At 41.1% G+C, this 18,325-nt stretch carries 18 protein-coding genes; 12 read left to right on the forward strand and 6 right to left on the reverse strand.

The window, feature by feature from the left end:
• Positions 1–55 precede the first annotated feature (55 nt).
• The 6 genes from dapF to H5201_RS00180 are packed head-to-tail and all read left to right on the forward strand — an operon-like array spanning position 56 to position 4,698.
• Complete coding sequence (gene dapF / locus H5201_RS00155) at positions 56–886, forward strand: diaminopimelate epimerase (RefSeq protein ID WP_145239950.1); 831 nt, start codon at positions 56–58, stop codon at positions 884–886.
• Positions 883–1,515, forward strand: a complete 633-nt coding sequence (locus H5201_RS00160) for a DUF484 family protein (protein WP_182717475.1) — start codon at positions 883–885, stop codon at positions 1,513–1,515. The genes dapF and H5201_RS00160 overlap by 4 nt, the downstream gene beginning before the upstream one ends.
• A complete protein-coding gene (locus H5201_RS00165; RefSeq protein WP_182783415.1) occupies positions 1,512–2,477 on the forward strand; it encodes a tyrosine recombinase XerC in 966 nt (321 codons plus the stop codon). The genes H5201_RS00160 and H5201_RS00165 overlap by 4 nt, the downstream gene beginning before the upstream one ends.
• A gap of 12 nt (positions 2,478–2,489) precedes the next feature.
• The gene (locus tag H5201_RS00170) at positions 2,490–3,203 is read left to right on the forward strand and encodes an HAD-IA family hydrolase (RefSeq protein ID WP_149982187.1); all 714 of its coding nucleotides are present in this window, start codon (positions 2,490–2,492) and stop codon (positions 3,201–3,203) included.
• Between the two features lie 17 nt (positions 3,204–3,220).
• Positions 3,221–4,333 (forward strand): retroviral-like aspartic protease family protein, encoded by a 1,113-nt coding sequence (locus H5201_RS00175; RefSeq protein ID WP_182783417.1) that lies wholly within the window; start codon positions 3,221–3,223, stop codon positions 4,331–4,333.
• A gap of 8 nt (positions 4,334–4,341) precedes the next feature.
• The gene (locus tag H5201_RS00180; protein WP_145239960.1) at positions 4,342–4,698 is read left to right on the forward strand and encodes a HopJ type III effector protein; all 357 of its coding nucleotides are present in this window, start codon (positions 4,342–4,344) and stop codon (positions 4,696–4,698) included.
• Here the strand turns inward: H5201_RS00180 and H5201_RS00185 are convergent.
• Together H5201_RS00185 and H5201_RS00190 are read right to left on the reverse strand one after the other, a co-directional pair.
• Entirely contained in the window at positions 4,691–5,101 is a 411-nt protein-coding gene (locus H5201_RS00185) for an N-acetyltransferase (RefSeq protein ID WP_182717477.1), read from the reverse strand. The genes H5201_RS00180 and H5201_RS00185 overlap by 8 nt on opposite strands.
• Positions 5,102–5,147: 46 nt before the next feature.
• Positions 5,148–5,453: a DUF6482 family protein gene (locus H5201_RS00190; RefSeq protein ID WP_145239964.1), complete on the reverse strand. Its 306-nt coding sequence runs from the start codon at positions 5,451–5,453 to the stop codon at positions 5,148–5,150.
• A gap of 85 nt (positions 5,454–5,538) precedes the next feature.
• Here H5201_RS00190 and H5201_RS00195 point away from each other — a divergent pair, with 85 nt between their 5' ends.
• From H5201_RS00195 to H5201_RS00205, 3 genes are all read left to right on the forward strand, one after another.
• Positions 5,539–6,231, forward strand: coding sequence for a pseudouridine synthase (locus tag H5201_RS00195; protein ID WP_145239966.1), 693 nt, complete (start codon positions 5,539–5,541; stop codon positions 6,229–6,231).
• Positions 6,232–6,312: 81 nt separating this feature from the next.
• Positions 6,313–6,687 (forward strand): BlaI/MecI/CopY family transcriptional regulator, encoded by a 375-nt coding sequence (locus tag H5201_RS00200; RefSeq protein ID WP_145239968.1) that lies wholly within the window; start codon positions 6,313–6,315, stop codon positions 6,685–6,687.
• Between the two features lie 9 nt (positions 6,688–6,696).
• The gene (locus H5201_RS00205; RefSeq protein WP_182783419.1) at positions 6,697–7,908 is read left to right on the forward strand and encodes a TonB family protein; all 1,212 of its coding nucleotides are present in this window, start codon (positions 6,697–6,699) and stop codon (positions 7,906–7,908) included.
• A gap of 147 nt (positions 7,909–8,055) precedes the next feature.
• On the opposite strand, the gene H5201_RS00210 is transcribed toward H5201_RS00205, so the two are convergent.
• On the reverse strand, positions 8,056–8,439 hold the full coding sequence (locus H5201_RS00210; protein ID WP_145239972.1) for an MAPEG family protein: 384 nt from the start codon (positions 8,437–8,439) through the stop codon (positions 8,056–8,058).
• A gap of 273 nt (positions 8,440–8,712) precedes the next feature.
• On the opposite strand from H5201_RS00210, the gene H5201_RS00215 reads away from it, so the two are divergent.
• Positions 8,713–9,594, forward strand: a complete 882-nt coding sequence (locus H5201_RS00215) for a DMT family transporter (RefSeq protein ID WP_145239974.1) — start codon at positions 8,713–8,715, stop codon at positions 9,592–9,594.
• Between the two features lie 56 nt (positions 9,595–9,650).
• On the opposite strand, the gene H5201_RS00220 is transcribed toward H5201_RS00215, so the two are convergent.
• The 3 genes from H5201_RS00220 to H5201_RS00230 form a co-directional block, all read right to left on the reverse strand.
• Complete coding sequence (locus tag H5201_RS00220) at positions 9,651–9,968, reverse strand: multidrug efflux SMR transporter (RefSeq protein ID WP_149982191.1); 318 nt, start codon at positions 9,966–9,968, stop codon at positions 9,651–9,653.
• A complete protein-coding gene (locus tag H5201_RS00225; protein ID WP_145239976.1) occupies positions 9,968–11,500 on the reverse strand; it encodes a bifunctional GNAT family N-acetyltransferase/carbon-nitrogen hydrolase family protein in 1,533 nt (510 codons plus the stop codon). The genes H5201_RS00220 and H5201_RS00225 overlap by 1 nt, the downstream gene beginning before the upstream one ends.
• 308 nt (positions 11,501–11,808) lie before the next feature.
• Complete coding sequence (locus H5201_RS00230; protein WP_182783421.1) at positions 11,809–14,100, reverse strand: penicillin acylase family protein; 2,292 nt, start codon at positions 14,098–14,100, stop codon at positions 11,809–11,811.
• 165 nt (positions 14,101–14,265) lie between these two features.
• Between H5201_RS00230 and H5201_RS00235 the strand changes: the two genes are divergently transcribed.
• Both H5201_RS00235 and H5201_RS00240 read left to right on the forward strand, forming a co-directional pair.
• Complete coding sequence (locus H5201_RS00235) at positions 14,266–17,631, forward strand: ATP-binding protein (protein ID WP_182783423.1); 3,366 nt, start codon at positions 14,266–14,268, stop codon at positions 17,629–17,631.
• A gap of 38 nt (positions 17,632–17,669) precedes the next feature.
• Positions 17,670–18,293 carry a YceH family protein gene (locus tag H5201_RS00240; RefSeq protein ID WP_145239982.1) on the forward strand — a complete coding sequence of 208 codons (624 nt, stop codon included), beginning with the start codon at positions 17,670–17,672 and terminating at the stop codon, positions 18,291–18,293.
• Positions 18,294–18,325 lie beyond the last annotated feature (32 nt).

Raw genomic sequence — 18,325 nt, forward strand, 5'->3', positions numbered from 1 at the left:
GTAACGAGGCTGCTCTGTGGCATGATTAGCGCAGAGCAACCCGAATTAGAGCGCTATGTTAGTTAATTTTTCCAAAATGCACGGCCTAGGCAACGATTTTGTTGTAATTGATAACATTACACAAAACGTTTTCTTGTCACGAGACCAAATAAAAAAACTGGCAGATCGCCATTTCGGCATCGGCTTTGACCAACTATTAATGGTTGAAGCGCCTTATTCTCCCGATCTTGATTTCCATTATCGTATTTTTAATGCTGACGGTAACGAAGTAGAACAATGCGGCAATGGTGCTCGGTGTTTTGCCCGTTTTGTACGGATGAAAGGCCTTACTAATAAACATAAAGTCACCGTATCTACCAAATCAGGTAATTTAACCTTATACATAGAAAAAGATGGCCAAGTCACCGTCAACATGGGTCACCCTAATTTCGAACCGAGCAAAATTCCACTCAAAGCGACTAAGCGTGAACTGACTTATATTATTCGAGCAGAAGAACACACCGTATTTAGTGGTGCAGTATCAATGGGTAACCCACATTGTGTACTTGAAGTTGATGATATAGAGACAGCTGACGTCAGCACTTTAGGCCCGCTACTTGAAAATCATGAACGTTTTCCACAGCGCGTTAACGTGGGGTTTATGCAAGTGATTAATTCTGAGCATATTAAATTGCGAGTTTGGGAACGTGGCGTTAACGAAACGCTCGCCTGCGGTACAGGCGCATGTGCAGCAATGGTAATTGGCCAAATTCAAAGTAAATTATCCACTACAGTACAGGTCGATTTACCGGGCGGTAGTTTGCAAATTCGCTGGCAAGGTGAAGGCCATCCAGTGCGAATGACCGGCCCTGCAGAGCATGTATTTGATGGGCAGGTCGCTTTATGAGTAACTCAAACGACCAAGTAACTAGTGAGCAAGTGAGTGAGTTTTTACAACAAAACCCATTGTTTTTAGCTCAAAATCCAGCACTATTAGCCCAACTTGAGCTGCAGCAAGTACAAGGCGCAACCTCATTGGTGCACATCCAACAGCGTCAATTGCGTGAACACAACACCATGTTGAAAAGCAAAATTGACAGCTTAATTAAGCACGCAAAAGAAAATGAGCTAATTTATAGCTTGTTCAGCGAGTGTCATCGCCAGCTTTGGACTAACTACGACTTTAAAACTTTAGCAATAAACTTACGCAATATTATTTGTACTAATCCGGCGATTAATGAATGCCACTTGCTTAAGTATGATAAAAAGTTTGCGCAACTAATTGAACACCGCTTAGAGCATAATGGCGTTTATCTGGGTCGCGTAAATCAGCAAGAGCGAGATTTACTGTTCAGCCCTGCTACACAATCAACTGCGCTCTATTTAATTGGTAACAGTCAGCACCCTATCGCTATTTTGGCCTTTGGCAGTGATGATGCAAACCACTTCGAACCGGCAAAAGATAGTTTATTTGTACTTGAGTTTGTTCGCTCACTGCAACTTAGACTGTTGGAATTGGAACTAGAGCAGGCATGAGCGAGCAGCAGCCGCCAAATGTTGAGCAATTATGTGACAAACTAAGCGATAAGTGGCGCACGCCAATCCTATTATTTAGTGATTATCTGCGCTTCGAAAGACAATACTCACCACACACTATCAGCCAGTACACCAGCCAACTTAACTTCGCTGCATTGTATTTCAGCAAACTGTGTAATGATTGGTCAAGCGTACAGGGTGAGCATATACGCCGTTACAGCATGCAGCTTAGAAGCAAGCAACTAAGTGGCCGTACGATTAGTTTAAAGCTCAGCTGCATTCGCAGTTTGTATAAGTTTTTAAAGACCAAAGATAACTGTCAACAAAACCATTATCATAATCCGGCAGAAGCAATCAAAGGCCCCAAGTTTGCCAAACCCCTGCCTAAAAACCTTGATGTAGACCAAATGGCACGGTTACTTGATATTCACGATGATGATCCTCTTGCAGTTCGCGATCAGGCGATGATGGAGCTGATGTATTCGTCTGGCTTACGAATTAGTGAGTTAGTTGGTGCCAATATACAAGATATAAATCGCAGTGCGGGGGAAATATTAGTCCGCGGTAAGGGCAACAAAGAACGCCTGTTACCAGTGGGAGGCAAGGCGCTAGAATCATTAAATAAATGGCTTAAACTACGCCCTCAATTTGCTCATCCAGAAGAAATTGCAGTATTTGTCAGTAGCAAAAAGTGCCGTATTTCAGCACGTCACGTTCGGCTTCGCATGCAAGAGTGGGGAATAAAACAAGGTATTAGCAGCCAAGTACACCCACATAAATTACGCCATTCATTTGCATCACATATTTTAGAATCATCGGGTGACTTGCGAGCAGTACAAGAGTTATTGGGTCACAGCAGTTTATCGGCCACCCAAGTGTATACCCATTTAGATTTTCAGCATTTAGCTAAAGTGTATGACAACACGCACCCTCGCGCTAAAAAACGTTCAAATACCGACTAGCCAGGAGCTTATATGATCCGCTTTAATCGTGCCATTTCACCTTTTACCGTATTGAGTTTTGACTTAGACGACACCTTATACAATAACCATCCGATAATTACAGCAGCCGTTCAAGCACAGATAAATTATCTAAATGCATTGCCAAACTGGCAAGCACAAGGTAAAGACTATTGGCAACAATGCCGTGAGCAGGCGCTACTTGATAACCCCGAGTTAGTCGACAATGTTACGCAGTGGCGCAAAAGCACTCTGCGTACAGCACTGGCAAAGCTTGGTTATCAAAACGCAGAGCTCGAACACCATGCTAATAATGCTTATCAAGCATTTGCTGATGCCCGCAGCCAAATTGTAGTGGATGATAAAGTGCTCGATTTACTTTCACAACTGAGTAAACGCTATCGCTTAATTGCTATTACCAATGGTAATGTAGAAATTGAACGTTTTAACTTAAATGGTGTATTTGAACTGGTTTTACAAGCAGGTATTCACGGTAAAGCTAAACCTCATACCACGATGTTTGAACAGGCCGCCGCCGCGCTTGGCGTCCCAACCCAGCACATTTTGCACATTGGTGATAGTTTAGACACCGATGTACAAGGTGCGCATAATGCGGGTTGTCAGTCACTTTGGTTAAATGACCAACCAGCTAAATATGCCTACAAAGGCTTAGCCGATATTGAAATAACTGATATTCAAGCGCTTAAACACTTTTTAAGCCAGCCATAATATTCTAGGAGCGAGCAATGAAAGGGACTGCTGTTACTAAATTTATCACGCTGCTGCTACTGCTATCAGTGGCACTTAATGGCTATTTATTGTGGCCACAACAGCAAGCAACAGCCCCACAAGCAGCCGTTAAATTGTCGCCATCAGTTATCGTTGAAAACAATCAGCAATCACTCTATCAGCAAGCTCTACAGCAATTTAATCAGCGACAGTTTACGGCTGCCTTAGCCAGCTACCAAGCATTAACTACAAGCCAGCCATTACAAGCTGAACAACTTTACTTTTTATGGTTAGATAAACTCGATAACTGGTTAAAAAATAATGAGCTCACAGCTGCTGAGACTTTTTTGCAATTATTTTTAAATAGCTATCCATACGATATAAATATGTTACAGCTTGATGCCGAACGTTTAGTGAAAAACCAGCAGCTACACCAAGCTATTGTTGCGTTATTATCATTGCAATCACTTGCCAATGAAAGCCAGCAAGCAGCCATTAATATGCGTTTAATACAATTGACCATCGCACAAATAAAAACGCTTACAGAGCAGCACGCGTGGCAAAAAACCATTAATCAAACCTTAGTGTGGCTTGATTATGATAACGAAAATCCTAATTACTTATTCGCACTAGCTAATGCGTATTACCATCTCGGTGACCTGCTAAGCGCGCAAGCAACATTAGATCGCTTTCCTTTGGAGCATCCATTACAAGCGAAAGTTGCTGAATTACAAACACGCATAGCACAAGCGCAAAGCGGTATTGATCTGGTGCCATTACGTCCATACGGCGCACACTATTTATTAGATATGCAAATCAACGATGCGCTCAACACCCAACTAATGATAGATACCGGGGCAAGCTTTACCGTATTACCAAATAACGTATTTCAAGCATTACGGCCAATACCCGACTATATTGATAGCTTAAGCATCAATACCGCCAACGGCCAAGTAATCGCAAAACGTTACCAACTTGATTCAATTTTAATTGGCCAGCAATATATTGAAAACTTTGAAGTGTTAGTAATTGATAACCATAGTGGGTATGGATTACTCGGCATGAATTTTTTACAGTTGTTTAAATTTAATATTAATCAACAAACTAATCAGCTAGAGTTAGCTAAATAAGGATGACTATGACACTCAACGATTTTTTAAGCCGTCTGGCTAATGAGCCACACACCATTGCATTTGCCGATACGATGGCAGTGATTGAAGCAAACTATACTTTTACAGCCTGCGCATTCAATAACCACGGCTTAAAAAGTGCCGTTGGTGAAAATAATGGCTCATGTAAAATTTTTGCTTTTGCTAAACTAAACCAACTAAGTAAACAAAATACTCTAGATTGCTTTGGCGCGTTTTATCGTGATGATGTACTTGGCAATCCTAATGAGCACGATCACATGAACATTCGCACATTTATGTTAGCACCAGAAGTAACCCCCTTCTTGGGCATTACTTTTGATGGCGAACCATTAACAGCTAACTAAGTGATTTTTCCATAAAGTAGCGGGTGCCAGAGCGAGGATAATTATCGAGTTGATATTTAACTTCATAACCACGATGTTCATAAAATGGTTTAGCTTGAAAATCTAAAGTATCAAGCTGAACTTGCAGCGCACCTAACTGCTTACCCTTTAATTCGATCGCGCTAAGTAACTTACTAGCTAGGCCTTGACCGCGTGCTTTTTCATCACACCAAAGCCAATTTATTTGTAACCAGTTACCAAATAATTGAGCAGCTACAGCCGCCACCACTTGCTGATTTTCATCAACAAATTTACACCCCAATGGCAGTCTTTGTGCATCAAAGTAAGCTTGATTATAAGCAACTATTTGCTCACGCAATAACTGTTCTAATACCTGTGAATCATCATTTTCAAACTGATACATGGTCGCTTTTTACCAAGTTAAAAGGTCAGTTTAAATGACTAGCAAGTTAATATAAATGATTTTTACCGTAAGGCACCTCAAGCATATTACTGCCCACTTTTTCACTCTGGCCACACATTTCATCGTATGCACTGGTATGACGCAATACCATTTGCGCATAACTAAGGTGGTCGAGTCGTTTTTGAATATGCAATGGACTTAAGCCACGAATAAACTCCCCTTGCTCATCCGTTACATAATACTCAACATTGTTGATCATCACCGACACTTGGTATAAAGCCATTTCCAATGAGTGAACAATAACTTTTTGCAAAGGCTGATGGTTTTTAAGTTCTGATAATTTTATCGCCATGGTGAAACCCTTTTTACAGTGGATTAAGTTATCTGTACGTTGCTTTGATATACTTTGATCAATTTAAACCGAAGCGACTTAATTTATGAGCGAGAAAACTCGTCTAGCTAAATACCTTGCCCATGCTGGCGTTTGTTCTCGTAAACAAGCCTCGCGGCTGATTGATGAAGGTGTGGTGAGCGTAAATAACCGCCCAGCCAATCATATTGATCACGTTGATGATAACGACGATATACGCGTCAATAACACGCGTGTACAAGGTAAAGCAACGCGCGTTTATTATGCCTATCACAAACCGGTAGGAATTGATTGTAAACTCAATCAACATGACCCTAGCAGCTTAATTCACCATCTACCAACAGACACCCGCGTATACCCCATTGGCAGGCTAGATAAAGATTCTCGTGGTCTGTTAATACTGACTAATGATGGTGAGTTTTGTAATCAGCTGATCCATCCTGACTTCCACCAGCCAAAACGTTATTTAGTCACTGTTGATAAACCGCTTAATGATGGCTTTAGCCAAAAAATGGCAAATGGTGTGCCTGTTGATAAACATATCACACTGCCATGCACCGTGGAGAAAGTAGCCGACTGCCAATTTAGTATTATTTTAAAGCAAGGGCTGAATCGCCAAATCCGAAAAATGGCCCATTACTGTGGCTATAAAGTGATTGACCTTTACCGAGAACAAATTGCCGAGCTTAATTTGGCCACCCTAAGCCTGCCAGAAAATACCTATCGTAAAATAAATAAATCTGACATTTTAAAAAACTAATTATTTTTATATAAAATAGTTGCAAAGTTTGATTACAGGTGTAATCTTAAGTTAAAGATTACACCTGTAGGCAATATATATATGATTGAATTATCAAAAGCAGAATTTGAAGTGCTCGATGCACTTTGGCTGAACTACCCTGCTACAGCAAGCCAAATTATCGAGCGTTTAAGCGATGATAAACAATGGCACGAAAAAACCATTAAAACCTTACTCGGTCGATTAGTAAAAAAAGGCGCACTCAGCTTTGAAAAAGATGGCCGCCAGTATATTTACACTCCTTGCATGGAACGCGCTGAATACACGCTAAAAGAAAGTCAAAATTTTATTGAGCGTTTTTTTAGTGGCCGTATCGCGCCGTTAGTCAGCGGTTTTGCTAAATCTGAGCAACTTTCTCAACAAGACATCAACGAACTTAAAAAGGTGATTGATGACTGGGAAAAACAGCAAAAGTAAGGGCTTAATATGTTAGAAAACACCTTTAACTGGCTTCTTGAGCAGCAACTATTAATCAGCTTACTGATACTCAGTTTGCTGGTTTTAGAACGCTATTCACTAAAATGGCTCAATGCTAACTTTGTCTATAAGTTATGGCTAATGTTACCAATCACATTACCGCTAGCAAATATGCCAGAGCATTTTAAGCCGCTGCCAAACAACGTCATTAGCACTATGCTGATCAGCCCCAAGCAAGGTTTTTCAACAACGATTAGTATTAGTTGGGTACTAGTTTATAGCGCTATATTTAGCATACTGGCGTTAACTGCCATCGTGGTACACCTGCGGTTTATCAACCAATTACGATTAACCAATCTTGATGATAAAGTGCTGATTGACGCACATCCCGACATGCAACTATTACAAAGTAGCGCCGTTAGTACACCAATGGTTATAGGGCTATTCAGTAATCAGCTAGTCCTACCAACCGCCTATACACAACACATTGATAGCACTGCGTTAACGCTGATCATTGAACATGAAAAAGTACATATAAAACGCGCCGATAATTTATTTAATGCGCTGGCATTAATGGCCACATTGCTGATTTGGTTTAATCCACTGGCTTGGCTTGGCTACATGAGCTTTAGACGCTTGCAAGAGCTGTCGTGCGACGAAAAAGTACTGACCAATAAAACTACTCAACAACGCATTTTATACAGTAAAGCTCTGATCAACTGTGCAGCAAATAGCCGTGCAGGGTTAATAGCTTACTCACACTATGGAGATAAAAACACGATGTTACAACGACTCAATCAAATCAAACACACCGGCAATAGCTCAATGATTGCCAAAGGCGCTTTACTTATTTTTGCAGCGGGTATGATCAGCAGCTTTGCTATCGCAAAACAACCTGAAGCAATAAGTAAGGTGCAAGCTATTTCACCCATCATGCGTATTGAGCCTATTTACCCGATACAGGCAGCTGAACAAGGTATCAGCGGTTCAGTAGTATTAAAATACGATATTAGCCCAGCCGGAAAGACACAAAATGTGTCGGTTGTGAATGCCAAACCTGAAAGAGTATTCGATAAAGAGGCAAAAAAAGCGCTAATGCAATGGCAATATAAGCCTTCAAATTCAGGCTTTAAAGATGTATTGGTACAGTTAGACTTTGCAATTGACAGTAATTACAAATCAGAACAACTGATTGAAAAGGTGACTGTTGCGGCTAAGTAAATTTTAACAACCAAAGACCCTAAAGCAAGCGCCTTATTGAAGCCGCTTGCTTTAGCGTTTTAAAAAACAAAGCTTATACCAATCGACTTAAATATTTAACCATTCTAGCGAGCTAAATAAATGGTCAGTAACTTAACACGATTGGTATTACAAGCACACAACAATCATAGCGACTGCAGCAGCTAAACCAACCAGCCATGATAAAGAACGCAGTACGTCTAAATTTAGATAGTAAAAAGCACAATATAGAACGCGGGCAATAATATGAGTAATGGCTAATAGCTCAGTAACTTGGTGAACATTATTAGTGCCCAGCACGGTGGCTAACGCTACAGCAAACACGGCCAATGATTCAAAACAATTTTGATGTGCTGCCAGCGCCCTTGCGCCAAATCCGGTGAGCTTAGACTGTTGCTCTCTTGGCTGCTTATTATCGTAGCCATCGAGCTTGTTCATTGCAAATGCCACGGGGGCCTTGGCAAAGTAAGGCATCAGTACAGCAAGTAGTGCGCAAATAAGTAATATCGTCATCGTTACTCCTAATCATAGTTTTCATTAACTTAGCACAGCTAAACTGATCGCGTAATTGACTTGAGTAATAAAAAAGCCGCAATGACTTATATGAAATAAATACAAGGCATTGCGACTAACAATAACATCGCGATAACTATAGCCCAAAAAGTTGGATTTGCAGCTGTGGCATATTGTCGCAGCAAAGATATTTTCATTTTATGGAATCTTAGTTCGCTTTAGAGCTCTGGCACTGGTAACTTATCCGCCTCTGTGAATTGCTGTTTTTTCATTATGACTTGGATCTTTTTAACTATTTTAGCCGCTTTTATGCAGTCGTGGCGCAACGCTTTACAAAGTAAACTAAGTGCGCATGTGAGTGTTGCAGGCGTCACCTTAGCGCGCTTTATACTTGCAAGCCCACTTGCTTTGGCATACCTCATTTCATTATATCTCTATCAAGATGCTCCCTTACCCACCTTCAACCTCGCTTTTATTAGCTACATTGTCGGCGCGAGCATAGTGCAAATTATTGCAACAGGATTAATGGTGACGTTATTTAAAATGAATAACTTTGCTGTTGGTGCTGGTCTTGCAAAAAGTGAAGCTCTTGTTGCGGCTATACTAGGAGTATTATTTTTTGGCGCAACGCTATCTTTATTAGGCTGGCTTGGCGTGTTTATTGGCTCAATTGCAGTATTACTATTAAGTGGAATTGCTAACATTAAGCACTTTAGCTTAAAAACAGCCTTACTAGGCTTGGCCTGTGGGACAGCATTTGCACTCTCCTCATCATGGATACGCGAAGCAAGCCTAAACTCAGGCCTGTCGTTTCCTTATTCCGCAGCATGGGTTTTACTGCTTATTATCAGCCTGCAAACTATCATGCTATGTGGTTATATTACAGTAAGGGAACGCTCAACATTTCGAGCTATGTGGAACCATAAAAAAACCACCAGTGCGGTGAGTTTTTTTAGCTGCATAGGCTCGATTGGTTGGTTTAGTGCGATGAGTTTACAGCATGTTGCCTATGTCAAAACCTTAGGGCAAGTAGAAGTATTTTTTACAATCTTGATCTCAGTTTTATGGCTCAAGCAGCCTTTAAAACGTCAAGATACCGCAGGGCTGGTGTTAATTGCTATAGCCGCAGTATTAGTCATGTTACCTTCGATATAAACAACAAAGGCGGCTCACTGCAACATGGCCGCCTTTCGATTTTTTAATTCACTGAATTAATGGCTGATTTTCAATGTGATAACGCCGCTAATAATCATTAATACACCGGCAATACGGCCGAATGTTGCTGCATCATTATAAAATAGTATCCCTACTAAAAATGTTCCTGCCGCGCCAATACCTGTCCACACAGCGTAGGAAGTCCCCATCGAAATATCACGCTGTGCCAGCCATAACATAAAACCACTGGCGACCATAAACGCCACTGCAATGCCAATACCTAACCAGCGATGTTCACCCTCTTGCGACATTTTTAATCCTACAGGCCAGCCAATTTCCAGCAAGCCTGCAATAATTAAATAAATCCACGCCATTAATTTTCTCTCTTTTTCAATATTACATCGTACAGATCTTCACGACGATCTTTTAAGTTACGCACCGTGCCTTCACTGTGCAGAACTTTTAATTTATCCATATCTAAATCACTAAATAACAGCATTTCAGTATTGGGGGTTGCTTCATTAAGCGTAGCATCATGAGGGAACGAAAAATCAGACGGTGTTAATACCGCTGATTGTGAATACTGCACATCAAGACTTTCAACTTCTGGTAAGTTACCTACCGAGCCGGCAATAACCACGTAGCATTCGTTTTCAATGGCCCGCGCCTGCGCGCAGTGGCGTACTCGTAAATAACTATTTTTGGTGTCGGTCCAAAATGGCACAAACAGAATATCGAGACCTTGTTTTGCTAAAATACGTGACAATTCAGGAAATTCAACATCGTAACAAATTTGAATACCCACGCGTCCAGCATCAGTATCAAATACCGCAATTTTGTCACCACCTTGAATCACCCAGTCATTTTGTTCATGAGGCGTGATATGAATTTTACGTTGTTCGTCAATTTTACCACTGCGATGGCATAAATAACTGACATTATAGATTTTATCGCCTTCAGCAAGCGGCATTGAGCCGGTGATAATATTCGCATTATACTCAATCGCCATACGCGACATCGCATCACGAAAAGTCTCCGTGTATTCGGCTAAATAACGAATAGCCTCAGTCTGATTTCTTTGCTCTGTAAGCCCCATTAGTGGCGCATTAAAAAACTCCGGAAAAAGAATAAAATCACTTTTGTAATCAGACACTGTGTCTACAAAATATTCGACCTGCGTGAGCATTTCTTCAACCGACTCAACACTGCGCATTTGCCATTGCACTGCGCCTACTCGCACTATCGACTTCGTTGATTCAAGTACCGTGTCGGTCGGTTCAAACATAATGTTATTCCACTCAAGTAGCGTGGCATAACCCACCGAATTTTGATCTTCCGGTAAATACTTTTTAAGTAAGCGTTTAACCTGGAAATCATTCGACAATTGAAAACTTAAAATTGGATCATACAGCTCTTTATGATCGACTTTGGCAATATATTCTGTTGGACTCATGTCACTGCTATGATTGTAATAACGCGGAATACGTCCGCCCGCCAAAATAGCCCGCAGATTATACTGACGACATAATTCTTTACGCGCATCATAAAGCCTGCGCCCTAAACGCATACCACGATGAGTAGGCGAAATAACCACATCTAACCCATACAGCGCATCACCATCGGGGTCACTAAATACCCGGTCATGGCCGTCAACAATATCTTCATAGGTGTGCGGATTAGAAAAGCGCGTGTAATCAACTTGCACACTCAACGCAATCCCTACCAGCACGCCATCATCCACCATGCCCAACTGCCCTTCAGGGAACTGGTCAATCAGTCTAAATATAGTATGGCTTGGCCATGCACCACCTAAATCTGGATAAGCCTGATCCATCAAAGTTTTTACTTGTGGATACTGCTCTTTAGTTAAATTACAAATCTCAAGATGGGTTTTTTCTGCCGACATACACAACTCCTTTAGGCGTAGGACATTAAATTTGATAGTTCAATACGCGCATAATACGTGATCAGCTCTGAACGCTTGCTTAGTGCAGCATACCTAGCGCTGGTTTATTTTTAAGATAGCACCAACAACAGTGTTGAAGTAAGTATAAGTAGGTATAAATTTTTAGTTTTACACCTCTTTGCTCAGCTAACATTAACGCTGGTTTAGCGGTTTTCGACCTAAAGCTTAGGTTAATTGCACTTTATAAGAGTAAAAGTAATGGCCGAAATCAAGCGGCCACTACCTCAAAACAAGGTGGCTTTACTCATTTAAAGCTCATTTGCAGGTAATATTGTGATCTCATGCATTAGTGTTTGCGGTAATAGCGGCGTTGGTTTTGCAGCTACGTAGTCATCAAATCCTGCGCGATAAAATGGCGATAGTGGATGACCTGACTGGCCACCGGGAATGGCCATTATGGCGTTTTCTAAATGCCCAGGTTGAGCAATAAATCGCTGTGACGCACCAAAACTACGCCCCTGCACTGCTGGCATATAACTGTCGCCAAATCCTGGCGCTGTCGGCATATTTAATAATTTACTTAGTTGTGGTATTTGCTGTGCGAATGGATGCTCAATAACCAATTCATTAACTGTCCCCCACTGCCAACCTTTTAAGTTACTGCCAAACTCTTTACTTAAATTACTGACAACTTGACTAAATGAATCAGTTAATTGTGCATCCCAATCAGCAAATTGTGGATTTAACCAGCTATCTGGTTGCTGTTCAATAAGCTGCCATATTGCCGGCTCTAAATCACGTTTAACATACTTTAATGAACCGCCCTGAGCCTGTAAATTTGCTTGCATAGCCGTAAATACACTATTGATAACTTCATCACGATAACGCCTAACCAGCGTGTAGCCTATTGACGTTGCACAGGCGCAACCTTGCCAGTTCTCTAACTCTTTTATGTACTGCTGATTAGCCGAACTATTTCTATTAAGCTGTTGCAGCAATAAGCTATGCCACGGTTGTAAAAAGCGCGCCTGATTATCATGCTGCAACTGGTTAAAATTAGCTTCATTAAAATGTTGCTTTTCATACAATCTATCACGAATTTGACTAGATCGTGCTCCCAAGGCATAACCACCATTACCAAAACGCTGGTCATCCAAAGCCGATACAACGCGAGAGTTCCCAGTCCATAAACGGCCATCAACAGGATTTTTAACTTCCGGCCTTTGCTGTTCATTATGCTGCCAAAGTGCTGAATAGTCATTTTCCTGAACAGCTAGTTCACTGGGCTTAATACGCCCTGGAATGGCTCCCATATTTTTCCAACCCGCATTGCCTTGGCTATCTACCACCATTAAGTTTTGTACTGGAATACCTACTTCACTGGCAATCAGCAGCGCGTCATCGACTGTGGTTGCTTGTTCTAATTTCAATAAATCCATATCGACTGCATAAGGTTGATGGCCAACCCAGCTAAGCGCATAAGGCTTGCCATTTATTTCTCGCACTGGACCATACTCACTCAATGTCAGCTTATATTCTTCAATTGACCCATCGGGTAGTGCTATTTGCTCAACTTCTTGCCATGTTTTACTGTTATCAGTTAATGCTACCCAATCGGCAGTATCGAGGTAACCATTAGTAAATCCCCAGGCAATATTGTTATTAGTTCCCACCACAATTGCTGGTGCGCCAGGCAAGGAAACCCCTGTCACTTGGCTCACTTTTCCTGACATTGCATAGTTAAGTTGCGCACGATACCAAATAACCGGCACCGCCATCGACAAGTGCATATCATCCGACAGCATCCCAGCACCTGTGGTAGTTAACTGCCCAGTCACCGCCCAGTTATTACTACCACGTTCTTGATTTGCATCAATCCTGAGTAAAGCTTGTAAGGTTTGCTTAGGAAATTCAGGAATAGTTAAATTATAAGGTGCGAGTGTGCTGCCATCTAAAGCCGCTTGATATTGACTGGGTTGAGTTAAAAAACTGACCATTTCTGGGCCATAAATATCGGCAATTTGAATTAACGCTTGGTCACGTTCGAAGGTCGCCGTTTGTAAATCTAAGTACATACTGTAAATCACTAACAGACTGTCTTCACTGCGCCAAGGCTTTTGCTCAGCGCCTGTTAGTAAATATTCAAAACTGCTAAAACCTACCTGTGCTAAGCCTTCGTTAACGCCAGCGGCATAACTTGTTAATAATGCTTGATCTGCTTGAGGCAATTGCTCAACAATCGCAGCGCTGCGTTTTCGTAACTGGTGGAAGCGCATTTTTTTATCCAAACCTAATGCTGCTTTGCCAAACAGTTCACTCAATTCACCTGCAGCATTACGGCGCAACAAATCCATTTGAAAAAATCGGTCTTGACCATGTGCGAAACCTAAACCATACGCAGCATCAAGGCGGTTCTCAGCTGAAATAACTGCTTGACCCAGTTGGTCTCGGGAGATTTTTACCGCTTGGCTGACTTGGTTACTACGCCCATTACCATCAAGCGCCGGTAAGCTAACTGACAGTACACCATAAATAACTGCTGTTGCAGCTAATCCTAAAATTACGATTGCTAACACCAACCACTTGATAATTTTAAACATGAACCAGTCCTTTTACTCTTGATTAGCTCTATCATAACCATAGTTTTATGAAAAAAGTGCGGTAATTTAAATAAAAAAACAAATAGCTCAATTGATCGGACTATTTTTATTTCCGTGATAAATTGACTATAGTTGAACAGCCAAATATAAAAGCACAAGTCGCTAATGCCATTGTTAAAAACAGATGATCACAAACAAGTCTACAAATTTAAACTGATATTTTGGTGCTCGCTCGTTTTTATTTTATTAATCAGTTTAGTGCTTGATCAGATCAGTTATAAACGTGCCCAAGAATCTCATCGACTATTAATTTTATCTGAAGTAAGTAGCTACCGAACTCAACTTGAATCAACATTAGTATCGAATATTCAATTAGTGCGTGGTTTAGCTGTTGCAGTTGCTGCAGAGCCTAATTTAGATCAACAACGTTTTGCCCAAATTGCCGCACCATTATTCGACACCTCATCTGAATTACGCAATATCGGTGGTGCACCTAATATGGTGATCCGCATGACTTACCCATTGGCAGGCAATGAAAAAGCCATAGGGCTAAACTTTTTAGAGAACAAAGCACAACGTGCAGATGCAATTCGTGCGCGTGATAACAATGAAATAGTTATGGCAGGCCCACTTACATTAGTGCAAGGTGGTGAGGCATTAATTGCCCGAGTCCCTGTTTACCTTCCCCCTGACAACCATTTTTGGGGACTGCTCTCGGTGGTACTCGACATAGACAAAATATATGAAAGAGCGGGTATTTTCGAACTAGAAGAAGACTATGATGTCGCCATTCAAGGGCGCAATGGCTTGGGTCTAAAAGGAGAGTTTTTCCGTGGTAAAGCGGATATTTTAGAGCGTAACCCTCTGGAATTTACTTTAACCTTTCAAGGTGGCGAGTGGGAAATTTTTGTTACTCCTAAAGTTGGTTGGGCACCTCCGAACTCTGCGATTTGGCCGCTGAGATTAGCAATATTTACTATTTGCGGGTTACTAATTTTAGCTTTCTTATTATTCTTAAAAATGCTCAATCGCCAGCTAAGAAATGAAAAAATGCTAGTGACAATGAGTAGTCTTGCAAAAATTGGCGCTTGGTCATTTAACCTTGAAACACAACAAGTATATTGGTCAGATATGACCAAAAACATTTTCAAATATCCGCTAGACGAACAACCTGATTGGCCAACGAACTTTTCTTACTTTAAAGAAGGCGAAAGCCGTGACACGATAAAAAAGCTCGTTGAGCGAGCGATTAAATATGGTGAAAGTTACGAAGTTGAGCTCGAAGTTATCGATTCTAAAGGTAATGCTTTATGGGTGTTAGTGCATGGTGAGGCCGAAATCCGTAATGGCCGTTGTATTAAGATTTTTGGCTCTTTACAAGATATAAACGTCCGTAAATGCATTGAATTAGAAAGCAGTAAAACTGCTTTGCACAATGAGGTACTCGCCTCACTTACCGTTAATAACGCAGTGCTAACTGGTAATTTAAAACAAGCAAAAGATATCATTACACAATCAATTTGCGATGCATTTAATGTTGAACGTGCCAGTATATGGCTGTTCAATGATGCAAGAGATCAACTGCAATCATTTGCCCATCATGGTAAACACACCCCAAATAACACTGCGTTACCAGCATGGCAGCAAACTGAGTTAAATGATTTTTTTACAGCGATTGATAATCAAGCTGTGATCCGCGCCTCAAATGCACTGAGCAATAAATTTACAGCCCCGCTTACAGCGCACTATTTAGCTCCTTTCGATATAAAATCAATGCTTTGTGTATCTATTCCTACTGGAAGCGGGGCGATTGGTATTGTTTGTGCTGAGCATTGTCAGTATCCGCGGGCATGGTCGCGTAACGAAGAAAGCTTTTTAATTGCCGTTGCCGCTTTAATTGGCAGTTTATATTCTAGCGAGCAACGTATAGAAACCGAGCAACAATTAGTCACAGCAAAAGAAGCAGCGGAACAAGCTGTAACCGCTAAAGGTGAGTTTTTAGCGAGCATGAGCCACGAAATTCGCACCCCCATGAACGGTGTGCTCGGGATGCTTAATATTGTGCAACAAACTAAGTTAGATCCTCAGCAAACGCACCATATTGAATTAGCACAATCATCAGCACAATCGCTGCTTAATATAATTAACGATATTCTGGATTTCTCAAAAATTGAAGCTGGTAAATTAGATATCGAAGAGATTGCCTTTAATTTACCGAAATTACTCGGTGAAGTGGTCGAGTCATTTGCCCTTAAAGTAGAGCAACATAATACTAAACTGATTTTAGATGCCACTAAAATTAATGTAAATAAGATTGTTAGTGACCCAAATAGGCTTCGCCAAATTATTAATAATTTACTCGGTAATGCCGTTAAATTTACTCATAATGGTGAAATTATCGTGAGCGCAAACTTAAAAAATACCACTAACGGGACTTTTTTAGATTGCTCAATTATTGATACCGGTATTGGTATTAAAGCCGACAAACAAGCTTCATTATTTGATTCTTTCACTCAGGCCGATACCTCAACTACTCGCCAATATGGCGGCACAGGCTTGGGCCTGGCGATTGTTAAGCAGCTTTGTAATTTGATGGATGGAGAAATCAATGTCACGAGTGTTTATGGCCAAGGCAGTACCTTTACTTTTTCCATTAAAGTACAGCCGCTACTGGGTAAAGAACAAGACTTACCGAGTCATTTAATTAAAAACAAACATATTTTAATTGTCGATACTTGCCCGTTAAATAGCTCAATTGCGCAAAAACAGCTAAACGTGTGGGGAGCGCGTGCGCATATCCTCAAAAACTACCTAGCCTTGAGTTATTATCTCAATTCGAGCGATGAATTGATTGATGCTGTGCTGCTTGATTATAGCTTTTTTCAGCAAGCCGACGCTGCTGCAATTAATGCATTGAAAATTTACCTAAGTGAGCATCACGTAAAACTGATCCTTATGGCGCCAATGAGTTTCTCACAAGAAGCACATGCAAACTTGCCAATCGAAGCCGATTGCATGATTTTTAAACCACTAACGCCTTCGGACTTGTTTGATTCTTTGGCGAATGAAAAATTTATCGAGCAACAACAAAATAACAATGCACTACCAGCAAGTATTGCAATCAACAATACACACTTTGTAAATCAAGACAAAATCCTGCTGGTAGAAGACAATAAAGTAAATCAAGTCGTTGCCTGTGCATTACTAAAACAAGCAGGCATTAATTTTGATATCGCTGAAAATGGTCTGGAAGCTATTGAAAAACTAAAAAGCAAAACCACAGAACCATACAAGCTATTGTTAATGGACTGCCAGATGCCAGAAATGGATGGTTACCAAGCAACTAAGGCAATCCGTAATGGGGATGCGGGTGAATACTACAAAAACGTAACTATTATTGCGTTAACCGCAAATGCTATGCAAGGCGATAGAGATAAATGCCTCAGTGCAGGAATGACTGATTACCTAACCAAACCACTCGATTTTGATGCGCTTAATCCGAAACTGCAACAATGGCTTGGCAAACAATAAAGGTGTAAGCTAAGGCATAACAAAAAGAAGGATTTATTATGCAACTCACTGCTATTGAACAACGTGTGATCGGCTGCCTACTTGAAAAACAAAGCACCACACCAGAGCATTACCCGCTGTCACTAAATGCATTGACCAATGCGTGCAATCAAAAATCGAACCGAGAGCCAGTGCTCACGCTCAGCGAAACTGAAGTACAAGAGGCGCTAGACTCGTTAGTTTCCCAGCGGTTAGTTACATTAGACGAAGGGTTATCTGGACGCGTAACTAAGTTCGCACATCGCTTTTGCAATACTGAATTTGGTAATTTACAGTTAACGGAGCAACAGCGCGCTATTATTTGTTTAATGCTGCTACGTGGCCCACAAACCCCTGGTGAATTAAGAACCCGCAGTAATCGGCTCGCTGAGTTTAATAATGTTGCTGAAGTTGAGTCGGCATTAAATGCCTTGATGACTGCCGAACATGTGACTAAACACCCACGAGAACCCGGCAAACGTGAAAGCCGTTACAGCCATTTATTTGCTGATCCACAAAGTGCTGTTGCAGTAGAACCACCTGAATTGCCAGCACTCAAAGCTGACGAGTTGAATGAGTTACTTGCTGAAATTGATGAGCTAAAAGCTGAATTACAAAAAATTAAGCTACATTTAGGGCTTTAAATTAAACCCTTTGAATTAGATAATAATTCCAA

This window comes from Pseudoalteromonas sp. SG43-6 (assembly GCF_014164365.1).
Lineage (GTDB): Bacteria > Pseudomonadota > Gammaproteobacteria > Enterobacterales > Alteromonadaceae > Pseudoalteromonas > Pseudoalteromonas rhizosphaerae.

Bases quoted from the DNA above. Each gene is read 5' to 3' on its own strand.
- H5201_RS00160 (WP_182717475.1), top strand. From the start codon at position 883: ATGAGTAACTCAAACGACCAAGTAACTAGTGAGCAAGTGAGTGAGTTT.
- dapF (WP_145239950.1), top strand. From the start codon at position 56: ATGTTAGTTAATTTTTCCAAAATGCACGGCCTAGGCAACGATTTTGTT.
- H5201_RS00185 (WP_182717477.1), bottom strand. From the start codon at position 5,101: ATGTATCAGTTTGAAAATGATGATTCACAGGTATTAGAACAGTTATTG.
- H5201_RS00230 (WP_182783421.1), bottom strand. From the start codon at position 14,100: ATGTTTAAAATTATCAAGTGGTTGGTGTTAGCAATCGTAATTTTAGGA.
- H5201_RS00235 (WP_182783423.1), top strand. From the start codon at position 14,266: ATGCCATTGTTAAAAACAGATGATCACAAACAAGTCTACAAATTTAAA.
- H5201_RS00195 (WP_145239966.1), top strand. From the start codon at position 5,539: ATGAGCGAGAAAACTCGTCTAGCTAAATACCTTGCCCATGCTGGCGTT.
- H5201_RS00175 (WP_182783417.1), top strand. From the start codon at position 3,221: ATGAAAGGGACTGCTGTTACTAAATTTATCACGCTGCTGCTACTGCTA.
- H5201_RS00190 (WP_145239964.1), bottom strand. From the start codon at position 5,453: ATGGCGATAAAATTATCAGAACTTAAAAACCATCAGCCTTTGCAAAAA.
- H5201_RS00240 (WP_145239982.1), top strand. From the start codon at position 17,670: ATGCAACTCACTGCTATTGAACAACGTGTGATCGGCTGCCTACTTGAA.
- H5201_RS00225 (WP_145239976.1), bottom strand. From the start codon at position 11,500: ATGTCGGCAGAAAAAACCCATCTTGAGATTTGTAATTTAACTAAAGAG.
- H5201_RS00210 (WP_145239972.1), bottom strand. From the start codon at position 8,439: ATGACGATATTACTTATTTGCGCACTACTTGCTGTACTGATGCCTTAC.
- H5201_RS00170 (WP_149982187.1), top strand. From the start codon at position 2,490: ATGATCCGCTTTAATCGTGCCATTTCACCTTTTACCGTATTGAGTTTT.
- H5201_RS00180 (WP_145239960.1), top strand. From the start codon at position 4,342: ATGACACTCAACGATTTTTTAAGCCGTCTGGCTAATGAGCCACACACC.
- H5201_RS00165 (WP_182783415.1), top strand. From the start codon at position 1,512: ATGAGCGAGCAGCAGCCGCCAAATGTTGAGCAATTATGTGACAAACTA.
- H5201_RS00205 (WP_182783419.1), top strand. From the start codon at position 6,697: ATGTTAGAAAACACCTTTAACTGGCTTCTTGAGCAGCAACTATTAATC.
- H5201_RS00200 (WP_145239968.1), top strand. From the start codon at position 6,313: ATGATTGAATTATCAAAAGCAGAATTTGAAGTGCTCGATGCACTTTGG.
- H5201_RS00220 (WP_149982191.1), bottom strand. From the start codon at position 9,968: ATGGCGTGGATTTATTTAATTATTGCAGGCTTGCTGGAAATTGGCTGG.
- H5201_RS00215 (WP_145239974.1), top strand. From the start codon at position 8,713: ATGACTTGGATCTTTTTAACTATTTTAGCCGCTTTTATGCAGTCGTGG.